The 20,539-nt window shown below is 63.5% G+C and carries 17 protein-coding genes; 10 read left to right on the top strand and 7 right to left on the bottom strand.

The annotated features are described in order from the left end of the window. The first annotated feature begins 57 nt into the window (after positions 1 to 57). Both CDPAHKCJ_RS02210 and CDPAHKCJ_RS02205 read left to right on the top strand, forming a co-directional pair. On the top strand, positions 58 to 519 hold the full coding sequence (locus tag CDPAHKCJ_RS02210) for a flavodoxin domain-containing protein (RefSeq protein WP_166018479.1): 462 nt from the start codon (positions 58 to 60) through the stop codon (positions 517 to 519). A gap of 69 nt (positions 520 to 588) precedes the next feature. Continuing rightward, positions 589 to 1,005: a hypothetical protein gene (locus tag CDPAHKCJ_RS02205; protein ID WP_166018476.1), complete on the top strand. Its 417-nt coding sequence runs from the start codon at positions 589 to 591 to the stop codon at positions 1,003 to 1,005. A 139-nt stretch (positions 1,006 to 1,144) separates the two neighbouring features. Here the strand turns inward: CDPAHKCJ_RS02205 and ppnN are convergent, their stop codons facing one another. Both ppnN and CDPAHKCJ_RS02195 read right to left on the bottom strand, forming a co-directional pair. Continuing rightward, the gene (gene ppnN / locus CDPAHKCJ_RS02200; protein WP_277343427.1) at positions 1,145 to 2,557 is read right to left on the bottom strand and encodes a nucleotide 5'-monophosphate nucleosidase PpnN; all 1,413 of its coding nucleotides are present in this window, start codon (positions 2,555 to 2,557) and stop codon (positions 1,145 to 1,147) included. Positions 2,558 to 2,573: 16 nt separating this feature from the next. After that, a complete protein-coding gene (locus CDPAHKCJ_RS02195) occupies positions 2,574 to 2,873 on the bottom strand; it encodes a hypothetical protein (protein WP_166018474.1) in 300 nt (99 codons plus the stop codon). A 306-nt stretch (positions 2,874 to 3,179) separates the two neighbouring features. Between CDPAHKCJ_RS02195 and CDPAHKCJ_RS02190 the strand changes: the two genes are divergently transcribed. Together CDPAHKCJ_RS02190 and CDPAHKCJ_RS02185 are read left to right on the top strand one after the other, a co-directional pair. Continuing rightward, positions 3,180 to 4,121, top strand: a complete 942-nt coding sequence (locus CDPAHKCJ_RS02190) for a LysR family transcriptional regulator (RefSeq protein WP_166018472.1) — start codon at positions 3,180 to 3,182, stop codon at positions 4,119 to 4,121. Between the two features lie 471 nt (positions 4,122 to 4,592). Further along, complete coding sequence (locus tag CDPAHKCJ_RS02185) at positions 4,593 to 6,188, top strand: acetyl-CoA hydrolase/transferase family protein (RefSeq protein ID WP_166018599.1); 1,596 nt, start codon at positions 4,593 to 4,595, stop codon at positions 6,186 to 6,188. 99 nt (positions 6,189 to 6,287) lie between these two features. Here CDPAHKCJ_RS02185 and CDPAHKCJ_RS02180 read toward each other — a convergent pair whose 3' ends face one another. The 5 genes from CDPAHKCJ_RS02180 to CDPAHKCJ_RS02160 form a co-directional block, all read right to left on the bottom strand. Then, entirely contained in the window at positions 6,288 to 6,572 is a 285-nt protein-coding gene (locus tag CDPAHKCJ_RS02180) for a YkgJ family cysteine cluster protein (protein WP_205700765.1), read from the bottom strand. Between the two features lie 124 nt (positions 6,573 to 6,696). After that, positions 6,697 to 9,165 (bottom strand): YjbH domain-containing protein, encoded by a 2,469-nt coding sequence (locus tag CDPAHKCJ_RS02175; protein ID WP_166018468.1) that lies wholly within the window; start codon positions 9,163 to 9,165, stop codon positions 6,697 to 6,699. Positions 9,166 to 9,265: 100 nt separating this feature from the next. Further along, entirely contained in the window at positions 9,266 to 10,159 is an 894-nt protein-coding gene (locus CDPAHKCJ_RS02170) for a hypothetical protein (protein WP_166018466.1), read from the bottom strand. Next, on the bottom strand, positions 10,153 to 10,941 hold the full coding sequence (locus CDPAHKCJ_RS02165) for a YjbF family lipoprotein (RefSeq protein ID WP_166018464.1): 789 nt from the start codon (positions 10,939 to 10,941) through the stop codon (positions 10,153 to 10,155). Before CDPAHKCJ_RS02165 ends, CDPAHKCJ_RS02170 begins: the two co-directional genes overlap by 7 nt. After that, positions 10,941 to 11,390: a hypothetical protein gene (locus CDPAHKCJ_RS02160; protein WP_166018462.1), complete on the bottom strand. Its 450-nt coding sequence runs from the start codon at positions 11,388 to 11,390 to the stop codon at positions 10,941 to 10,943. Before CDPAHKCJ_RS02160 ends, CDPAHKCJ_RS02165 begins: the two co-directional genes overlap by 1 nt. A gap of 788 nt (positions 11,391 to 12,178) precedes the next feature. Here CDPAHKCJ_RS02160 and CDPAHKCJ_RS02155 point away from each other — a divergent pair. The 6 genes from CDPAHKCJ_RS02155 to CDPAHKCJ_RS02130 all read left to right on the top strand — a co-directional run bounded on the left by CDPAHKCJ_RS02155 (position 12,179) and on the right by CDPAHKCJ_RS02130 (position 20,392). Further along, positions 12,179 to 12,355 (top strand): hypothetical protein, encoded by a 177-nt coding sequence (locus CDPAHKCJ_RS02155; protein WP_166018460.1) that lies wholly within the window; start codon positions 12,179 to 12,181, stop codon positions 12,353 to 12,355. Positions 12,356 to 12,833: 478 nt separating this feature from the next. After that, positions 12,834 to 14,033 carry a polysaccharide export protein gene (locus tag CDPAHKCJ_RS02150; RefSeq protein ID WP_166018459.1) on the top strand — a complete coding sequence of 400 codons (1,200 nt, stop codon included), beginning with the start codon at positions 12,834 to 12,836 and terminating at the stop codon, positions 14,031 to 14,033. Positions 14,034 to 14,106: 73 nt separating this feature from the next. Further along, complete coding sequence (locus CDPAHKCJ_RS02145; RefSeq protein WP_166018456.1) at positions 14,107 to 16,470, top strand: polysaccharide biosynthesis tyrosine autokinase; 2,364 nt, start codon at positions 14,107 to 14,109, stop codon at positions 16,468 to 16,470. A 198-nt stretch (positions 16,471 to 16,668) separates the two neighbouring features. Beyond that, positions 16,669 to 17,964, top strand: coding sequence for a sugar transferase (locus tag CDPAHKCJ_RS13320; RefSeq protein ID WP_054556262.1), 1,296 nt, complete (start codon positions 16,669 to 16,671; stop codon positions 17,962 to 17,964). A gap of 2 nt (positions 17,965 to 17,966) precedes the next feature. Next, positions 17,967 to 19,034 carry an EpsG family protein gene (locus CDPAHKCJ_RS02135; RefSeq protein ID WP_166018454.1) on the top strand — a complete coding sequence of 356 codons (1,068 nt, stop codon included), beginning with the start codon at positions 17,967 to 17,969 and terminating at the stop codon, positions 19,032 to 19,034. Beyond that, positions 19,031 to 20,392, top strand: coding sequence for a hypothetical protein (locus tag CDPAHKCJ_RS02130; RefSeq protein ID WP_166018452.1), 1,362 nt, complete (start codon positions 19,031 to 19,033; stop codon positions 20,390 to 20,392). The genes CDPAHKCJ_RS02135 and CDPAHKCJ_RS02130 overlap by 4 nt, the downstream gene beginning before the upstream one ends. Positions 20,393 to 20,539 lie beyond the last annotated feature (147 nt).

The following is a 20,539-nucleotide window of genomic DNA, read 5'->3' as shown; positions in this document are numbered from 1 at the left end:
CGCACTGCACTCACGTTCCCGCCACTGGCGGGTGATCGTTCGAATAAGGAAGGATGCATGGCGCTTCTGAAGATTTTTGTCGGCACGATGTATGGCGGTTCACTGGATGTGGCCGAGCAGGTGCAACCGTTGTTCGAGCAGGCCGGCTACACGGTCGAGGTGCTCGACCAGCCGACACTGGCCGACCTGACTGACGCGCGCCCTGATCTGGCGCTATTCGTCACTTCCACCACCGGCAGTGGCGATGTGCCGGGCAATCTGACCGGCTTCCTCAATGCGCTGTCTGCCGAGTCTCCGACGCTGGATTGGCTGCGTTATGGGCTGATCGCCCTGGGCGACAGCTCCTACGGCGAGACCTACTGCGGTGCGGGGCGTCATCTGGACGAGCGTCTGGCGGATCTGGGCGCGACACGCCACGGCGAGCGTCTCGAGATCGACGCCATGGAAACCTTCATGGCCGATGATGCGGCACTGCCGTGGGTCGAGAGCTGGATTCCGACCCTGCCGGCCACGGCCTGATCCTGCGGCGGTGGGCTGGCCCGCCGCCTGCTTCTTCTGTTGTCCGTTCTTTCATCGAGACTGCTTCACATGCCGAAACTGAATCCTGATCATCCGCGTGCCCGCAACCTGACGCCGCAGCGCGTCTCCGTGCTGGCGGGTCTGGCGGTGGTAATGGTCGCCAATATTCCGCGTTTCCTGATCAGCGGCGAGAATACGCGGCTGATGCTGATCGTCGGCTTTGCCGTCGCCGTCAGCGCGCTGGGCATCTATATCTATCGTCAGCTGTCAGAGACCGCCAAGGCCAAGGTGCCGACGATGATGCGTCGTCTGCTGGTCTGGCTGGTGGTGGGGCTGGCGGCGATGGCGGCCTTCAACTTCGCCGCGCCGATGCTCAACCGCCCTCAGGAGGGTGCGCTTGAGGTGTTGGTCGATGGTCTGACGCTGGGGCTGCTGGCGCATGTGATCAGCATGTGGATGCAGCGCCGTCGTGGTGAGGAAAGCTGAGCCTCGATTCTTGATGCCCTTGAGATCCTGTCAGCAAGATCATCCTTACCAACAAGAACGCCCCGATCAGCGATGATCGGGGCGTTCTTGTGATGGCTTGTGAAGTGACGGCACGCCTGGGCGTGCCATCAGCCGGCCATTACTTGCACAGGGTGTAGCAGGGCACGTAATCGCTGCCCGGCAGCTTCATGCGGCCCTGGGCGACGAAGGAGGTGAGCAGGGCGTCGAGACGCTCCATCAGCTCGGCCTCGGCGGTCAGGCGGAAGGGCCCGTCGCGCTCGATCTCCTCGATGCCTTCCTTCTTGACGTTGCCGGCGACGATGCCCGAGAAGGCGCGACGCAGGTTGGCCGCCAGTTCGTGTACCGGCTGGTTGCGGTGCAACGCCAGGCCCGACATGTTGGCGTGGGTCGGCGCGAAGGGCTGCTGGAAGTGCGGGGCGATATGCAGGCGCCAGTTGTAGTAGAAGGCATCCTGATGCTGGCGACGGAATTCCGCCACCTCGTCGATGCCACCGCGCATGGTGCGTGCCACCTCGACCGGATTGTCGATGATGATGGTGTAGCGCGAGCGCGCTTCCTCGCCCAGGGTGTAGGCGATGAACTCGTCGATCTGCCTGAAGTACTCGGCGCTGGACGCCGGGCCGGTGAAGATGACCGGGAACGGCAGCTCGCTGTTTTCCGGGTGCAGCAGAATACCGAGCAGATAGAGAATCTCTTCGGCGGTGCCCACGCCGCCCGGGAAGACGATGATGCCATGTGCAGTGCGCACGAAGGCTTCAAGGCGCTTCTCGATGTCCGGCATGATGATCAGTTCATTGACGATCGGGTTGGGCGATTCGGCGGCGATGATGCCCGGTTCCGAGATGCCCAGATAACGGCCCTGCTTGCGACGCTGCTTGGCGTGCGCGACGTTGGCCCCCTTCATCGGGCCCTTCATGGCGCCCGGGCCACACCCGGTGCAGATGTCGAGATCACGCAGGCCGAGGTGATAACCCACGTCCTTGGTGTACTCGTATTCCTCGCGGTTGATGGAGTGACCGCCCCAGCAGGTGACCAGACTCGGCTCACGCGAGGACTTCAGCGCCCCGGCGTTGCGCAGGATATGGAACACCGCATTGGTGGTGCCTTCAGTGGTCGTGAGATCGAAACGCGGAGTGTTCTGGATCTCGTTGGCCACGTAGACGATGTCACGCAACACGCTGGAGAGATGCTCGCGAATACCGCGGATCATCTTGCCGTCGACGAAGGCATCGCCGGGCGCATTGTCGAGCTTGAGGCGAATGCCGCGGTCCTGCTGCAGCACCTCGATCTCGAAATTCTTGTGTGCGTTGAGCACCGCGACGCTGTCATCGGTCTGGCTGCCGCAATTGAGCACGGCCAGCGCACAGCGGCGCAGGATGTCATGCAAGCCGTTGGAGGAGGTATCGCGCAGGCGATTGACCTCATCCTGGGAGAGCACTTCCAGGCTGCCTTCCGGCGAGATGATGGTCGAGACCAGCATGGAGCTGGCATCACGTGAATAGGTCGTCGCTTCGCTGGTGACAGAATTCATGACTGTCTTCCTTGTGTCAGGCGCCCACGGTGGTCTGGGCGCGTTTCCGGGCTTCTGCCCAGAGTTCAGCAATGCGCTCGCGGTCGTCCACGCTCATGCTGTCCTGGGCAAAGGCGTGCTGCATCCACTCTTCAAAGGTGGCGTCAAAGTCTTCCGCGACCACATCCTCGGGATCGTAATCGGCGTTTTCCAGCACCAGTTCCACCTGGGGAATCATGTACCCCAGCGGGAACAGGTCATTTTCGGCACACTCGCTTTCCATGGCGAGCAGCGCCTTGTGAATGGCTTCGCCGCGTGCAGCCAGAGCATCAGACATCTAAAGCATCTCGTGTTTCGGGCCAGTGTTGAGACCGGCCAGGACAGGGGTAAGCGCCGGGCCCTGGCGCGTCGCCGTGGCGTTGAACACGGCAGACGCAGCCAGGGTGGCAGCTGGCATTGTCCCTGATGCTAACACGCGAGAGTGGCGGGGCGCAGCGCTGCGCATGGCGGCCAGCTCTGGTAGAATCATGTGCTTTGCGGGTCGGTGGCACCTGTGCAGACATGGCAGTTGCGTCATGCAGGTCGTCGCCGGCAACACGATGCGCCGAGTCGCGTCCCCCGTTCGTGAGTGGTCAGTGCCTTCATGTTCAACGCCCAGTATTTTCGTACCTTCATCACACTGGTGGAGACCGGCAGCTTTACCCATACCGCGCGCAAGCTGGAGATGACCCAGCCCGGCGTCAGCCAGCATATTCGCAAGCTGGAGCAGTATCTGGGCCGCTCGCTGCTCAATCGCCAGGGACGCAAGTTCTCGCTGACCGCAGCGGGGCGTCGCTGCTATGACTACTCCATCAAGCTGTTCGCCGAGCACACCCAGTTCATGCACTCACTGGATGATGACTCCCCGGACAGCGGCGAATGCCGCGTGGCCAGTCCCTCAAGCGTCGGGCTGATGTTCTATCCGTTCACCCTGGGCTATCAGCAGCAGCATCCGGGACTGACGGTCAGCTACAGCTTCGCTTTCAATTCCGAGATCGTGCAGGACGTGCTGGCGGGTCGCTTCGACCTGGGTATCGTCACCGAGCCGGTCAAGCATCCGGATCTCAACTTCGAGCTGTGGCATCAGGAGCCGCTGTGCCTGGTGGTGCCCGCCGACTTCGCCGGCAACAGCCTCAACGAGCTGATGGCGCTGGGCTTCATGAATTACGCCGATGGCGTCAACAATGCCAGTGCCTTGTTGCGTGAGAACTTCTCCGGTGAATTCCGCTCCATGAGCCACTTCCCGCAGCAGGGCTTCACCAACGATATCGGCATGGTGCTGGACGCCGTGGCACGTGGTCTGGGCTTTACCGTCGTCTCGCGTACGGTGCTCGAGACCTCGCCGTGGCAGCGTCAGGTGCGCGAGATGCCGCTGACCGAAGCCGTCTACGAAAATCTTTATATCGTCACGCGTGACAATGCCGAGGTGCCACGCCGCTACGAGCAGCTGCTGGGCGAATTCCGCCTGCAGCGTCGCAACACGCTCTACGGCTACGCCGATGCGCCGGAAAGCTTCGACAACATGGACTTCGACAGCATGGTGTAACGCCTCGCGTCATCATCTGCACTTCCCGAAAGCCCGCTCCTCATGAGCGGGCTTTTTCGTGTCTTGCCGTCGCCATTGGCGCCACGCGCAGCGTCGCCCTTTATGCACCGTCTGGTTCCAGCCGCTGCCGCTGCCTTGCGACCAAGGCCTGATGCGGGGGCGGCGTGCTGCGTGGGATGCTGAAAGCCAGCGCCTGGTTCTTGAAGACCTGGTTATTACAGACCTGGCTATTTCAGGCTTGGCTATGCTTGATCTGATAAGCATCTTGCCAGCCCCTTGCTTGCTTATTTCGTGGTGTCTTGCCCTTCAGGAGGTTCTGCCGTCGTGTCTTCATCCGGTTCTCGCTCCAGTGTCACGCCTCATGCCCAGGCGGTCTTTGCAGAGCATGTGCCAGCCTCCGCAGCTGCCGAGGCATCAGCCACGCCTGCCGCAACAGCTGCATCCAGTGAGGTGTTCTCGCTGCTGGCGCGCATGGAGGTCGGCGAGCTGACCCCGGAGCAACACGCCGAGATCGCGCGTCGCTGTCGCTGGACTGACTGGCAGTCTCGACAGATGAGTGCCAGCCAGGCCGCCGAATTGATTCACGATGGTATGACGGTGGGCATGAGCGGCTTCACGCGGGCGGGGGAGGCCAAGGCCCTGCCGCTGGCGCTGGTCGAGAAGGCGCGTCGCGAGCCGTTCTCCATCACGCTGATGACCGGTGCCTCGCTGGGCAATGACCTCGATGGCCAGATGGCGGATGCCCACATGCTGGCGCGGCGCATGCCGTTTCAGGTCGACCCGGTGCTGCGGCGTGCGATCAACGCCGGTGAAGTGATGTTCATGGACCAGCACCTGTCCGAGACGGTTGAGCTGTTGCGCAACCACCAACTGAGCGACATGGACATCGCGGTGATCGAGGCCAGCGCCATCACTGCCGATGGCGGCATCGTGCCGACCACCTCGGTGGGCAATTCGGCCAGCTACGCGATTCTCGCCGACAAGGTGATCATCGAGCTCAACCTCGAATCGCCGGCAGCGCTTGAAGGGCTGCACGACATCTACATTCCGCAGATGCGCCCCAGCCGGCAGCCGATTCCGGTGGTCGCACCGGATTCGCGCATCGGCACGCCCTATATCCCGATTGACCCTGCCAGGATTGCCGCCATCGTGCTGACGCGTGGCAGTGATAGTCCCTCGACCTGTACGCCCCCCGATGACGATACCCGTCGGATGGCGGATCACCTGGTCGAGCTGCTCAAGCAGGAAGTCGCGCTGGGGCGTCTGACACCGGCATTGCTGCCGCTGCAGGCGGGCATCGGCAGCATGGCCAACGCGGTGATGAGTGGCTTGAAGGAAGGGCCCTTCGAGCACCTGACCATGTACTCGGAGGTACTGCAGGATTCCACCTTCGATCTGCTGGATGCCGGCAAGCTCGATTTCGCCTCCGGCTCCTCCATCACCGTCACCGAGGAGCGTGGCCGCACGCTGTGGAAGGACCTCGAGCGCTATCGTGACCGCCTGATCCTGCGCCCGCAGGAGCTGTCCAATCATCCGGGCATCGTGCGACGGCTCGGCGTGATCGCGGTCAATACCGCGCTTGAGTTCGACATCTATGGCAACGTCAATTCCACCCACGTCTGCGGCACGCGGATGATGAACGGCATCGGCGGTTCCGGCGATTTCGCGCGCAATGCCCAGCTGTCGGTGTTCATCACCAAGTCATTGGCCAAGGGGGGTGATATCTCGAGCGTGGTGCCGTTCGCCAGCCACGTGGACCACACCGAGCACGATGTCGATATCCTGGTCACCGAGCATGGGCTGGCGGATCTGCGCGGTCTGGCGCCACGCGAGCGGGCGGTGCAGGTAATCGAGAACTGTTCGGACCCGAGCTATCGTCCTGCGCTGCGCGCCTATTTCGAGGAGGCGTGTCAGCGTGGTGGCCACACGCCACATTGTCTGGAGCAGGCGCTGAGCTGGCATCGCGAGGTAGAGGTGAAGGGACACATGCGTGCCATGCGCACGGCAGCCGAGCCAAGCCCAGGTCTTGCAGCAGCGGCCCCGTCGCTGCCGAACGCCACTGCCTGATGCACATCAGCCAGAGCGCTCTCAGACAGGACACTCTCAATAAGAACACTTGGGAGAGACAACCAGTAGCGACAACCAGGACGAGCGCTGGCAGGCGGCCTACTGATCGAGGCCGTTTTCCAGGCGCTCGTCTTCGCATTCCGGGCTGCCCATCTCGTAATCGCGGCACAGCTGCGGGCGCCGGTCGTAGATGGTGCACATTAGCGTCTCGCGGTCGACGGCGGCACACCAGCCATCGTCGAGGCGGCGCATGACTTCGCCGCCCCATTCATCCTCGTCGATCAGGTAGTCCGGCACGCCGGTATCGGTGAGCAGGATGACCTCTAGCCGGCAGCAGCAGGCCTGGCAGTTGCTGCAGGTGATCTCGGGGTTCACAGGTATCATATCGCCGCCATGGAACGGCGATACGTCGGTAATCGGAATATTCATCAGGTCAGGATCAGCCACAGTGAGTCAGGCGCCAACATCGGCACGCTTCAGCCGGAAGTGAAACACACTCACGCACGGATTACTTGTAGACCTTGTCGATGCCATCCCAGTACGCCTCGGGGTCCCGATCACTGGTCATGTCGTAGAGCTGATAACGGCGGTTGAGGCGTGCGCCACCATCACGGGTCAGCGGTGCCCAGGCAAAGCCGGTGCTGCCCTTGCTGGAGGTGGTGAAGAAGGCATCCAGCGGGATGCTGACGTAGAGCCCCTTGTCGAAACTACCCTCGCCGTAGTCATCGCCGGCATCGGTCATGGTCGCCCAGGCGCCGACACTGACCCCGTTGGAGAAGCTGCGCGACAGGTCCAGCGTCGCGCCGACATCGCCGGCCAGATAGCGCCCCACCGAGCCCTTGACCAGCACATCGTGCCAGCCGGACTGCCAGTAGGCAGTGGCGTGACCGGTGGTGACCGAGTAGTCACGCAGGCCGAATTGCTGGTCGAACTCGCGCTGGCGGACGCGGTTGATGTCCAGCCCCAGCGCCAGCGAGCTGTTCATTGGGCGATAGAGCAGCTCGGCGCCGACCCCGGCATACATCATCTCGAGAATGCCGCCGTAGGCCTGGGCGTACCAGTCGCGCCCGAACTGGTGGGTGCGGTTGTACTGCAGGCTGGTGATGCCCAGGTCGGTTTCCTTGATGTATTCCCCGACATAGGTGCGCACGCGCGGCAACTCGGAGTCGGCGATGTACTCGTAGCTGTCGAAGTTGTCGGCGAGCTGATAGGTCGCCACGCCGGTGAACCAGCCATTGCGGTCTGTACGCCACAGGGCGTCCAGCTGCAGGTTGAGCTGATAGAGGTAGCCATCGGGGCCGCCGAAGTTCTGCTTGAGGCTCGGCGAGAAGCCCCAGCTGAAGCCGAACGGCTCGCGTGCCAGCTTGACACCATCCCCTGACGCCTGACGTGCCGCATCATCGGCGCCATTGGGCGAGCTGGCACGGGGCGAGGCAGCATGGGCGGTGATGGAGTGCTCGTATTCGGCGCCGAAGCGACGGTCATTGGCGGCGGCCACGAAGGGCTGACGCGGATGACCGTCTTCGCGCAGCGCCAGACCATTGCTGCTCAGGCGATAGCGGAAGGTGGTGATATCGGCGGGCAGACGGTTGTGCAGCACGCGGTTGGCGCGGCCTTCGGCCTGCAGATCATCACGGAAGCGCGTCGCCTCGGCCTCGACGATCAAGGTGTCGCCCTCGACCCGCAACTGTAACACCTCAAGGCCGCTCTGGGCACGCAGGGTATCGGCCAGCGCGTCCCAGTCGACCTCGGCAAGACGCGGGAGCTTTTCTGCCTGGGAGCCATCAGTCGTACCCGGCTCGAGCGGGGAATCCGCGGGCGCGCCGCCGAACGAGCTGAGTGTCAGCAGGGTGCCTTGTTGTTCAGTGGAGGGCTCTTGACCTACTGACGGCTCTTCATGGGCCGACGGCTCTGCCGCCACGCCTGCCGGTTGGGCGGCGCTGGCGGTGTAGGCGGAGGATGCCGTGCCCGAGGAGGCGTCCGCATTGAGCGAGCGCACGCGGAAGGCCTCGGGTGTCTGGTCGTTGCGATAACGGCTGTGGGTGCTGGGGGCGACCGCTTCCGGTGTGCCGTCGTCCTTGGCCTGGGCAAGCCCGGCCAGATTGGTCGACAGCGATAGCCCCAGCATGGCGGTGTTACCTCGCTCCCAGCCGCCATGCAGCGACAGGTTGTCATTGACCTTGACGGTCGCGCCCAGATTGACCGGCGAGTCCTGTTCGATCTCCACCGTCAGTGGCTCGTCGGAATAGTCGTTGCCTTCGTATTCCAGCATCAGGGTCAGCGGGTCCCAGGGCGTCTGGTATTCGATGCCGCCGAAGACGGCCGGGCTGCCGCTGAACATGCTGCCGAGCTGGAAGTCACCGCCGTCATCGCTGGTCGAGTCGCTGCGCGTCTCGAGGCTGCTTCTCACCACTGCCAGCGGATTGCTGAAGTCGCCACGCGTGCCCAGATAGCCCCAGCCGAGGCCCAGACTGAAATCGAAGTCGCCGTAGCGCTTGCTGGCGACCAGATACTCGGAGCTGAACAGGCCCGTACCGCCGAGATCTCGCAGGCCCACCGCGACTTCGGGTTGATAGCGGCCTTCCTGCATCAGGCGGAACTTGGTGTCGAAGGATTTATCCAGGTAATCGCGGTCTGGGGCGGCCGCGCCATAGCTGACGGTCTCCACCGAGACATAGCGAAAGCCCAGCTCCATCCAGTCGAAGGGTGCCGCGTTGACGCTGAACCGCTTGTAGGGCTGGGTGCGGCTGTAGGTGAAGCTCAATTCGCCCTGGGGTGCAAAGCGCGCCGTGGGCGTCTGCATCAGACCCACACCACCGAAGTCGCTCTGGGATTCACCGGTCGCCGCATGGGCGATCTGCGCGCCCAGCAATCCACCCGCCATGCCGAGTGCCAGCCAGCCATTGCGTGCCAGGGCAGGGCGCTGCTCGGGGCTTGAGTGCGTAAGGTGATTGGCAGGGCGAAAAGGACTCGACATGGGCGTCTCGCATGCACGCAAGCCAGGGGCTCACGTACGTGAATAAGGGATTGGGTTCGCGGGGCAGGCGCAGTGTGCTGCGCCGGGGCATCCTCGACGGCTAGCGCGGCGGTGTCGAAAGCTTCGCGGCGTCCAGCTGCCAGCTCTGGCAGGCATGGCCCGGCAGGCGGCTGGCAAGCCAGGCCGGTAGCGCCTCGTTCACCCACTGCTGCGCGGTGTCGATGCCCGGCGTGCTGATCACCACGCTGGCGCCGGGGGCGACGGGGAGGTCGGCATCGCCGCTGGTCAGACGATTCCAGCTTGCCACCGGGCGGGTCAGTACCTGGCCCTGCGGCGTCACCAGGCTGACCTCGACGGCTGGCCCGATACCGCCGGCAGCGGCGCGCTCGTCGATCAGCGCGTCCAGACTGAGATTCGGCGTCCACTTGCGCTCGTGAACGCCGGTGGCGTCCAGAATCACCACGCTGCGCGGTGCCTGACAGGCACCGACCACCATGCCCGGAGCGATGCGGATCGCCTGCGGGCCATCGCGCATGTCGCGGCGCGGGTCGAGCTGACCCGGCAGGCGCGCCAGCACGGCGTCAGCATCAGGTGAGTGGGTGCCTGGCGCGCGGCCCTGCTCGACATAGGCCTGCCAGGCCTGCAATGCCTCGGCGTAACGCGCCTGAGAGCTATCTTCCTTCGCGCCGACGGCGTAGCGCGCCGCGATCAGTTCGAGCTCGGCGCTGACGCGGTTGGCCCGCGCGGCCATCTGCTGGCGGACCAGCGGCGTGCTGACGAAGCTGTAGCGCCAATCCAGCGCTTGGGATGGCGTGAGGCTATCCCATTGCGCCTGCAGCACCTGACTGGCCAGCGGCGTACTCGCGGCGCTGAACGGCAGCGGGGTGTCATCAGCGCTCGACAGGGGCGCGGCCAGCAGTGTGCTCAGCCCGAGTGGCAGCAGGATGGCGGCCCTGTTCAGACGGGCCAGCGATGAGAAGACGGGAATCACCATGCCTTGGCGACCTCCCAACCGAACCGCGGGCCATCGGGCCAGGCCGTCATGTCGGCCGCCCAGATGCGATTCTCGTCGCGCCACAGGTCATTGCGTGTGGTGCTGCCGTCGTCCCAGTTCAGAATCTCGCGGCAGTGCTGCAGCGGCAGTTTTGCCAGCGGCAACGAATAGGGGGCGGCGGCCTCGCATTCGAGTCGCGCCGTGGCCTCGTGTACCTGCATCACGGCGACGTCGTCCTGGCGCTGGCTGCCGGTGGAGGCGGCATCCTGACGCTCCAGCCGACGCGGGTAGGGGGACAGCGCACTGACACTGACCTGATAGGTCGTGCCACTGGCCATCAACCAGGCCGGACGCGCCAGAGCGCGCCCGGTAGTACTTTGCTCACGCCTGTCCGCCACATCACGCGCAAAGCCTGAAGTGGCGGACAGGACGCCATCACGCAATTCGAGGATGCCGCGGTCGCGACTCTCGAAACGCGCGATGCGCCCATTGCCTTCAAGCGTCGCCAGCACGACCAGCGCGGTGCTGTTGGCATGCTTCAGCTTGAGAGAGGCATAGGGCAGCTCGCTGGCACGTGTGGCGTCAAACTCGTCCTTGCCCATCACGTCACCAAGCGAACTCGAGACGATCTGGGCACAGCCGGAAAGCGACACCAGACACGCAAGGGTGCCGAATGCCGCCAACGACCTGCTGCGCAGGGCACGGGAGACCACCGAGGTGGCCGCCGTGCCCCGCGCAGGGCTTGAGAACGTGAAGCGTTGCGTCGCACGTGCCGTCTTCATCAGCGAGTCCCGGTTGAACCAGTGGTGCCGGTTGTTCCGGTGGTACCGGTACCACCGCCGACGGTGCCGGTGGCCGCACCGGCAGCGACGCTGCCGCTGCTGGCGCTCGGCGTCACACTGCCGGTGGCATTCTGGCTGGCAGTGCCGGTGCCGGCTGCGCTACCTGTCGGCACAGTACCGGTGGTGCCGGTGGTGCCGGTGGTGCCGGTGGTGCCGGTGGTGCCAGTCGTACCAGTGGTGCCGGTCGTGCCGGTAGTCCCAGTCGTACCGGTAGTCCCAGTCGTGCCGGTAGTCCCAGTCGTGCCGGTAGTACCAGTCGTGCCGGTGGTGCCAGTCGTGCCGGTGGTGCCGGTCGCACCCTGAGGTGCTTCTTCTTCCGCGATGGCATTGCCAGCGAGAAGCAGGGCACCTGTCAGGCCGATGATGGCTCCGAGATGTGTCTTGCGCATGGATAACTCTCCTTGATGAGCATTGTCGGCGGTCAGCCGACCAGGAAGGGATGTCAGACCACGACGTGATGACTCAAGGACTGAGGCATCGGCGTCGAGGCTGCCAGCAGATGCTGGCGATCATCCAACCTGCTGCTGAAGATATCGATAGAGGAGAAGAGCGCCGTCCCTGACGCCATCCCTGGCATCCTCCGTGGCGCGACCTCGTCCTGAGGTGTTCCTGTCATGCCCATATTCCCTGGTCATGTGCTTGCCGACATTCATCGTTGCGCCTCGCTGTCTGCGCCTGACAGTCCTGTCAGGTGTCAGCCGCTGAGTGGTTGATGCAGGAAGTCCTTCTCCGCACAGACATGAAGCCGATGAGTCACGGCAAAGCGAGGCTCATGTTAACGAGAATATGTGAACTGTCTAGCGGGAAGCCTTGCGTATTATTCGCGTTGATCGCTTGAGGATTATTTATGTAAAAAAGAGTAATTGGGGTGTGGATGATTGGCGACGTGACTGTCGATGATCCACCGAGCGCTACGCCAGACGGGTTCCGCATGGCGACTGGAATCTTGCGCTTGAGTGTGTCGCATTGCCGACGAAATGGGGGTTGGGGTGTCTGTCATCGGCAACGCGTCTTTCGTGGAAGTGGCGACATCGAGCGTACTTGAGGCGCTACAAACCAATGTTTTTATTGGATTTTTGTAACAGAGCGCTGATTGGCGGGAGGCGTGTATCAGGTAAAATGCACGGCAGACAGGGTTTGGTCACCTTGTCAAAAACGCCACGAATGGCGTGAACCAATGCTTGTCGATACCACGGCATTGGTGTTCACGATTCATCGGCAAATCTTCTGGCAGCTCCATGGGTCGTGGGGTGTGGTCGAAAGAGGTGTGCCGAATTTCGGTAAAAAAACTACAGAAAGTTCGCTCTGCAATGGCGCTGAAGATATTGCCCAAATGACAGCAAGAGTGGCATGAAGGCCGCCATGCAGAGAGTGGTGTCAGAGCCGCAAGTGGAAAGCACATTGAATGCACCTACCGTCTGAGCATCGTCGATTGCGGTTCAGGGGCGTGTTCTGAGCATCTTGAACGATGCGCCTACATTCTGACTGGGGATGACGGCGGGATATGACAAGCCATGTGCATGATTCATATGGCGGAAATATCGCTGTAAGCGTTGCGGATCACACTGGTGCAGCGTGGATGAGATCGCAGCAGTCAGTCGCAAATCGCCAGTCGCAAGACGCCGAGACCGCCAGGGTCCGGTATCCAAATGCACGAGGGTCCACCCTCGGCAGCCGCGTGAACGCCAGGCAAGGCCGGCGACACGCATGACGCAGCAGGAACTGAAGACGTTATCGAATCCATCCCGGCGGCCATGTGCGGCGGGGGAAGGCGCGATGATCATGGCACTGGGGTGCCGGGTCGTCGGGCCTGTCGACTCAACGGACTTCAGATGAAAAATGCACTGATAGCACGACTTCTGGGCGCCAGCTTGAGCATCGGCGCCCTCACCGGGCTCGCCGGGTGCGTCTTCGCCCCCGGTGGCAACATCGACTACGACACCAGCGCTGCGCCGGTGGACGACATCGTCGATGTGGAGCCCATCACCTTTGGCCTGATCAAGGCCCAGGCGCGCGCAGACGCCGAATCACGCCAGTCCAATGGCGATGACAGGCAGCGTCGTGAGCTTGAAAAGGCGCTGACCCAGGAGCTCAACAGCAGCACGCGCGCCAGCCTGGCACCGGACTATCAGTACCGTGTCGGCCCCGGCGACATCCTGACCATCATCGTCTATGACCATCCCGAGCTGACCTTGCCGACGGGTTCCGAGCGCAGTGCGCAGGAAGCCGGCAACGTCGTGCACGCCGATGGCACGCTGTTCTATCCCTATGTCGGTCGCGTCAAGGTCAGTGGCATGACGCTGGACCAGATTCGCCGTGATCTCGGCGAGAAGTTGCAGCCCTACCTCAATGCGCCGCAGATCGACGTCAAGGTCGCCGCCTTCCGCAGTCAGAAGGTGCGGATCACCGGCGAGGTCCAGTCTCCCGGCGTGCAACCGATCAGCGATGTGCCGCTGAGCCTGCTGGATGCCATCGCGGCGGCGGGCGGTCTGTCCGAAGACGCCGATTGGCACAACGTGGTGCTCAAGCGCAATGGCGAAGAGACCACCATCTCCCTCTATGAGCTGCTGGCCGAGCGCAATGGCGCCACCGATGAGGCGGGCAATGACCGCCTGCTCAAGGATGGCGACACCCTCTACGTGCCGGATGTCGGTACCCAGAAGGTGTTCGTGATGGGCGAGGTGGACAAGTCCATCAGCCTGCCGCTGGGCAGAAGCCCGATCTCGCTGACCGATGCCATCGCGCGTGCCGGCGGCATCAAGGAAAACTCCGCCGATGCGTCGGGCATCTTCGTCATCCGTCGTGATCGTGAAGACCCCGAGAAGCTGGCCACCGTCTATCAGCTGGATGCGCGCAATTCCACGGCGCTGATTCTGGGCGCGGACTTCGGTCTCAAGCCGCAGGACGTCGTCTATGTCACCGCCGCACCGGTCTCGCGCTGGAATCGTGTGATCACCCAGCTGCTGCCGACGGTGAGTTCCATCTACTACAGCACCGAAATCCAGGACAACCTCGATACCCTCGGCCAGTAAGGCGAGGGGTCGTCAAGGCGTCCCTGCCCGGCACCGCCGTGGCCGGGCAGGACACCAGGAGAGTGACCCAACGATGTCGAACCGCAATTCCCACACCACGCGTCAGGCCTCGGCCAGCGAGTCGTCAAGCGTGCCCGCGCGCACCAGTCTTGATCTCGGCCGCATGCTGGGCCAGCTGTATGACAGCCGTCTGACGCTGGCGCTGATCACCGGCACCTTCACCGTGCTGGCGGTGCTCTACGCGCTGCTGGCCACTCCGATCTACAAGGCCGATGCGCTGGTGCAGGTCGAGGAGGGCGGCGGCAACATGAACCCGCTGCGTGATGTCTCCAGCCTGCTGCGTGGCGAGGCGCCACCGTCCGAGTCCGAGATCCAGATCATCACCTCTCGTCTGGTGCTGGGCGAGACGGTCAAGAAGGAACAGCTGGATCTGGTGGTCAAGCCCTATCAGTACCCGCTGATCGGCACCTTCCTGCGCACCCACGAATTCGCGCGTCCGAGCTGGCTTGCCGGTTCCAGCATGGTCTGGGCTGGCGAGTCGATCGACGTGGACAGTCTCGAAGTGCCGGCGGCCTGGGACGATGTGCCGCTGACGCTCGTGTCGCTGGGAGAGGGCGGTGAGTACGAATTGCAGTACGACGGCGATGCGCTGGGCACCGGTGTGGTCGGTGAAGCCTCACGCTTTGATGGCCCGCTGGGCGAGGTGACGCTCAAGGTCAACGCATTGGACGCGGCCAGGGGCGCTGAATTCACGCTGATGCATCAGTCGACTCTGGAAGCGACCAACGCGCTGCGTTCGCGCTTCGCGGTGGCCGAGATGGGCAAGGAAACCGGTGTGCTGGGCCTGGCGCTGGTCGGCGAAGACCCGCTGCGCACCCAGCAGACCCTGCAGCGCATCACCGATACCTACAAGCAGCAGAACATCGAGCGTCAGTCCGCCGAAGCCGAGAAGTCGCTCGAGTTTCTCAAGAAGCAGGTGCCGACGGTGCGTGAGCGCCTCGAAGTGGCCGAGAACCGTCTCAATGCCTATCGCGGCAAGAGCGATAGCGTGAATCTGGATCTCGAGACCAAGTCGGTGCTCGAGCAGCTGGTCAATATCGACAATCAGATCAACGAGACCCAGCTGGAAGAGGCGGAGCTGTCCGGCAAGTTCAATCCCAGTCACCCCAATTACGTGGCGCTGCGCAAGAAGCGTGCGGACCTGCAGCAGACCCGCAAGGAGCTGGAGAAGCAGGTCGGTGACCTGCCGGACACCCAGCAGGAAATCCTGCGTCTGGAGCGTGAAGTCGAGGTCAATCAGCAGATCTACGTGCAGCTGCTCAACAAGACCCAGGAAATGAACATCGCCCAGGCCAGCACCATCGGCAATATCCGCATTCTGGACGAGGCTGTCGCACAGCCGCATCCGATCAGCCCGCGCAAGGCGATGATCGTGGTGATCGCGACCCTGCTGGGCGGCATGCTCGGGGTGGTCTTCGTGCTACTGCGCTCCATGCTGCATCGCGGTATCGAGACGCCCTCGGAGCTGTCTGATCTGGGCCTCAACGTCCACGCGACCCTGCCGCTCTCCGAAGAGCAGGCACGCCTCAACCGTCGTCTGGCGCGTGGCTTCAAGCGCTTCACTGGGCGTGGTGTCGCCACCGCGTCCAATGACAATGTCGCGCCGGGGCTGCTGGCGATTCGCAATCCGGCGGATCTCTCCATCGAGGGCCTGCGCGGTCTGCGCACCAGCCTGCACTTCGCGATGATGGAAGCCCCCGACAATCGCCTGATGATCTGTGGCCCCAGCCCGGGCATCGGCAAGAGCTTCGTGTCCGCCAACCTGGCCGCCGTCTGCGCCCAGGCCGGCAATCGGGTACTGGTCATCGATGCCGACATGCGCCGTGGCCATGTCCACCAGAGCATGGCTGGCGTACAGCACAACGACGCCGCGCCGGGCCTGAGCGACTTCCTGCTCGGCAAGGCCGACCGCGACAGCATCGTGCGTGGCATCACCGATCCGAGTCTGGCGATGTCCGAGCCCGCCTCTGCGGCGCTTGGCGAAGGTATGGCCGCCAATGGCGCGCCGAGCAACCTGTGCTACGTGGCGCGTGGTACCTCGCCCTCCAATCCGTCGGAGCTGCTGCTGCAGTCACGCTTCAGCGACCTGCTGTCGTGGGCCAGCGCCAACTTCGACATGGTCATCGTCGATACGCCGCCGATCCTGGCCGTCACCGATGCCGCCATCGTCGGCAAGCAGTGTGGTGTCAGCGTGATGGTGACGCGCTTCATGCATAACTCGCCCAAGGAAATCGAAGCGGCGCTGGAGCGCTTCGCCTCCAGTGGCGTGCAGGTCGATGGCGCGATTCTCAATGCGGTCGAGCGCAAGGCCACCACGACCTACAGCTATGGCTACAGCTATCACGATTATCAGTACCAGGGTGGTGCCAAGGGTTAGCAGCCACTTGCAAAAGAGCCCGCGAACCCGATGTCTGAGACTGCGTGCCTCGTTGGCAGTGGGGATCGGCAGTCGAGGCGAGAGCCGAGGCACTACGGGTGAAGCATCGGGTAGCACGCCGTCGAGCGACGGCACCAGCGGCTCCGAGCGTGATGAACGGAACCACAACACGAACGCAAGCCAAGGGGGTAACGGCATATGAATACCACGACGAACCATGCAAGCTCCGGGCTGGAAGGGCGTCAGCGCCACTCCCGCATGTACGAGCGACTGATGTTCAACTCGCTGTGTCAGGCCATCGTCGGTCTGATTCTGGCAGTGGGTGTCCCGCTGCTGCTGATCAATGGCCTGCGCCCGTGGGTCAGCGAGATGCGCATGCACAGTGTCATCGCCGCCAGCGGCGGTTTCCTGCTCGCATTGCAGGCGATTCGTCACATGTCGCGCTACCCCGGCGCCAAGGCCTTCGCCTACGTGCTGCCGGCCATCACCATCAGCTATCTGCTGGCGATGAGCGTGCTGATCGCGCTGGATCTGCGCTTCAGCCGCATCGTGCTCGGCAGCTCCTGGCTGGCGGCGATGCTGATCTGCTCCATCGGCTTCTGGGCCGAGCAGCGCACCCGCATCCGCAAGCTGGCCGTGGTGCCCTTCGGTGACTATCGCAGCCTGTTCACCACCCGTGGGGCACGCTGGAACCTGATGCGCGCGCCGGACCTGGGCGAAGAGCGCTACAACGGCGTGGTCGCCGACCTGGAAGCCGAGATGCCGGCAGAATGGCAGCGTTTCCTGGCCAACTGCGTGCTGCATCGCATTCCGGTCTATGACGCCAGCGAAGTCCGCGAGTCGCTGACCGGGCGTGTCGAGCTCGATCAGGTGCGTGAGAACAGCTTCGGTCAGCTGGCCCCCAACAGTGAATATGAGCTGTTCAAGCGTCTGTTCGACATGCTGGCCGTGCTCGCCGTGGCACCGTTCGTGCTGCCGATCTGCCTGGTGACCGCCGTGCTGATCCGTCTCGATTCGCCGGGTGGCGTCTTCTTCGTCCAGGAGCGTGTCGGCCAGGGCGGTCGTCCGTATCGCATGTTCAAGTTCCGCAGCATGTGCCACGACAGCGAGAAGACCGGCGCCCAGTTCGCTCAGGCCAATGACATGCGCGTGACCCGCATCGGTCGCGTGATCCGCAAGACCCGCATCGATGAGCTGCCGCAGTTCATCAACGTGCTCAAGGGCGAGATGAGCCTGATCGGCCCGCGTCCGGAGCAGGTCAAGTTCGTGAATGAATTCGCCGAACAGATTCCGTTCTACAACTACCGTCACGTGGTCCGTCCGGGCATCACCGGCTGGGCGCAGGTCACTCAGGGCTATGCCTCTGACGCCGATGAGACCCGCGAGAAGCTCGAGCACGACTTCTACTACATCAAGCGTTTCTCCGTGTGGCTCGACCTGCTGATCGTCGGCCGTACCATCAAGACCATGCTGACCGGCTTCGGGGCACGCTGAGCATGCTGACCGTCAGTGGCTATTACGTCGGCTTCATGGCCCTGCTGGTGGCAATCCTGCCGCTGGCCGCCAACGAGCGCACCCGCCTGGTGGGTGCCTGGTTGGCCGGTGGGCTGTGTCTGGCGTTCATGGCATTGCGTTACGACGCAGGGTACGACTACTTCTCGTACCGCCAGATGGCCACCTGGCAGGTCGACCTGAGCTTTCTCGAGCCCGCACCTGCTGCCTTGGCACGCATGGCGCGGGCCTGGGGCGAGCCGCAGCTGTTCTTCATCATCACCGCCATCCTCTACGTGTCGTGCTTCGTCTCGGCACTGGTGATGAGCCGTCGCAATCTGGCCTGGTGTCTGCTGTTCTTCGTCTGCCTGCCGCTGATCTATCTGTCGGCCTTCGGGTTCGTGAAGCAGCACGTGGCGATTGCGCTGTTCATGTTGGCGATGGCGTGTCTGGAGCGTGGCATGCGGCTGCCCGCGCTGGTGCTGATGCTCGTCGGCACCAGCTTCCACTACACCCTGGCACTCTATCTGCCTCTGCTGGTGATCTATCCGCTGCTGCGCAGTGCCTACCCGTTCTGGCTCTACCTGGGGCTGCTGCCACTGTGTTTCGTGGCCGGGCCGCTGGCCAAGAGCATTCTCAGTGCGCTGGGCCTGTATGCGCATTATTTCGAGGATTTCTCCGGCGGTGGCGAGAAGCTCTACGTCATCTACCTGTTGATCTGCCTGGGCACCCTGGTGCTGTGGAAGCATTTCCGCCTGTCACTGGACCCCTGGGCCTTCAACCTGATGTTCATCGGCGTGGCGCTCTACACCCTGTTCATCACCTACGGTGAGCATGTGGCACGTGCCAGCTATTATTTCCTGCCGTTCGCCATCTTCGTCATCTGTGACGTGATCGAGCATTTTCGCGACAAGCTGTTGCCCAGCCTGATCAGCGGCATGCTGATGATGGCGCTGTTCTTCATGTCGCTGAAGGTGGCGGCCGGCAATCAGGACCACGATTTCTTGAACAACTACGAGTTCTATTTCCTGAGCGATGAAGCGCTGGTCGTCGGCAACGGAGGCCAGTCATGAGCGAAGCGCTGATCTTCTCGCTGTTCAATCTGATGGCGCGCGGCCTGTCCTCCGCCGCGGGCCTGCTGCTGGCGCGTGCCGTGGCACCGGAGGCCTTCGGTGAATACGCCCTGGCCCTCAACTACGCGGTATTGCTGGGCGTACTGGCGCGCATGGGTGGCAACGAGGTGTTGCTGGTCACCCGCGATGGCGCCAGTGGCGCGGCGCTGCGCCGCTGGATGGGCGTCGGTATCTCGCTGTATGCCTTGCTGGCGATCGGCTTCGCCGTCGGCATCGCGCCGCTGCTGGGCCTGTCGGCCTTCATCTTCGCCTTCTGTGCGCTGCGCGCCGCGGCGGAGCAGGTCGGTCTGCAGATGATCAACTCACGCCTGCAGCGTCAGGAACGCCTGGGGCGCGTCAATCTGATGACGGTGCTGATCTCGCTGGCGGTGGCGATCGCGGTCGCCTGCGCCGCGGGCCCGGCGCTCTACCATCAGGGCGTCGCGCTTGTGACCGGCGCCGAGTTCAGCGCTGACCTGACCACCCCCGCCGGCATGTTCGGCCTGGCGCCGGTGCCGACCTTCGTGATGGTCAGCGCTATCGCGCTGGTCATCGTGATGCTGCTGGGCATGTGGTTGTCACATGATGCAGCGGCAGATGCTCAGGCGGTCGATAGCGACGCCGCGAGCCAGCGCCGCCTGCCATCCAAGGCGGACTTCGCGCGTGGACGGGGGTTCCTCTACAACAACCTGATGTCGTTCGCCTACCTGCAGGCGTGGGTGATTCTGGCTGGGCTGGCGTTTGCGCCCGCTCAGGTGGCCAGTGTCTCGGTGGTGACCTCCATCGTGTTCGCGCTCTATGTCTTCCCCACCAGTCTGTATCGCTACTACCTGCCCAAGCTGACCCACGGCGATGCGCGCCTCAAGGAGTACCTGGTCATTGCCAGCGGCTTCGCGCTGCCGGTGGCGGGAGGGCTGGCGCTGATCGCGCCGTGGCTGGCGGAACACTTCCTGAGCGGCGCCTACCCGCGTCTGACCCTGACGCTGCGCGCCTTCGCGCTGGTCTATCTGGTGCACGCCTTCGTCACCTGCGCCTTCACGCGCCTGGCGGCGCTGCGCCTCAACGGCAAGCGTCTGCTGTGCCAGAGCACCGGCGCCACCTTGGTGGTCGGCGGCGGGCTTGCGATCGCGGCACTCAATCACTCGCTGGGCAGCGCGTCCGGCGACACCGGCAGCCTTCTGGGCGTCGATCTCTACAGCCTCTTCCTGTGTGTGCCGGTTGCTGCCGAAGTGGTGATGCTGGCGATGGCGATCCTCTTCCAGCCATCACTCTCCCGCAGTGGCAAGGCACACGAAGACAACGCTGCGGCGAGTGCCTGAGCCTGACAAGGCCTCACACGCAGCAGGAATCGGAAGGTCAGCACCTGCGCCTTCCGGTTGATGACATGACGGCGATGCCAGGCGTTTGGACACAGCCTCAGGCATCGCGCGTTCCGAATCGCGACATTACGGACAGAAGGACGAACA

Source organism: Cobetia sp. MB87, assembly GCF_011319755.1.
In the GTDB taxonomy this organism is placed as follows: Bacteria; Pseudomonadota; Gammaproteobacteria; order Pseudomonadales; family Halomonadaceae; genus Cobetia.
Note: the sequence above shows the minus strand (reverse complement) of the source record. Positions and strands in the feature narration are given on the sequence as shown.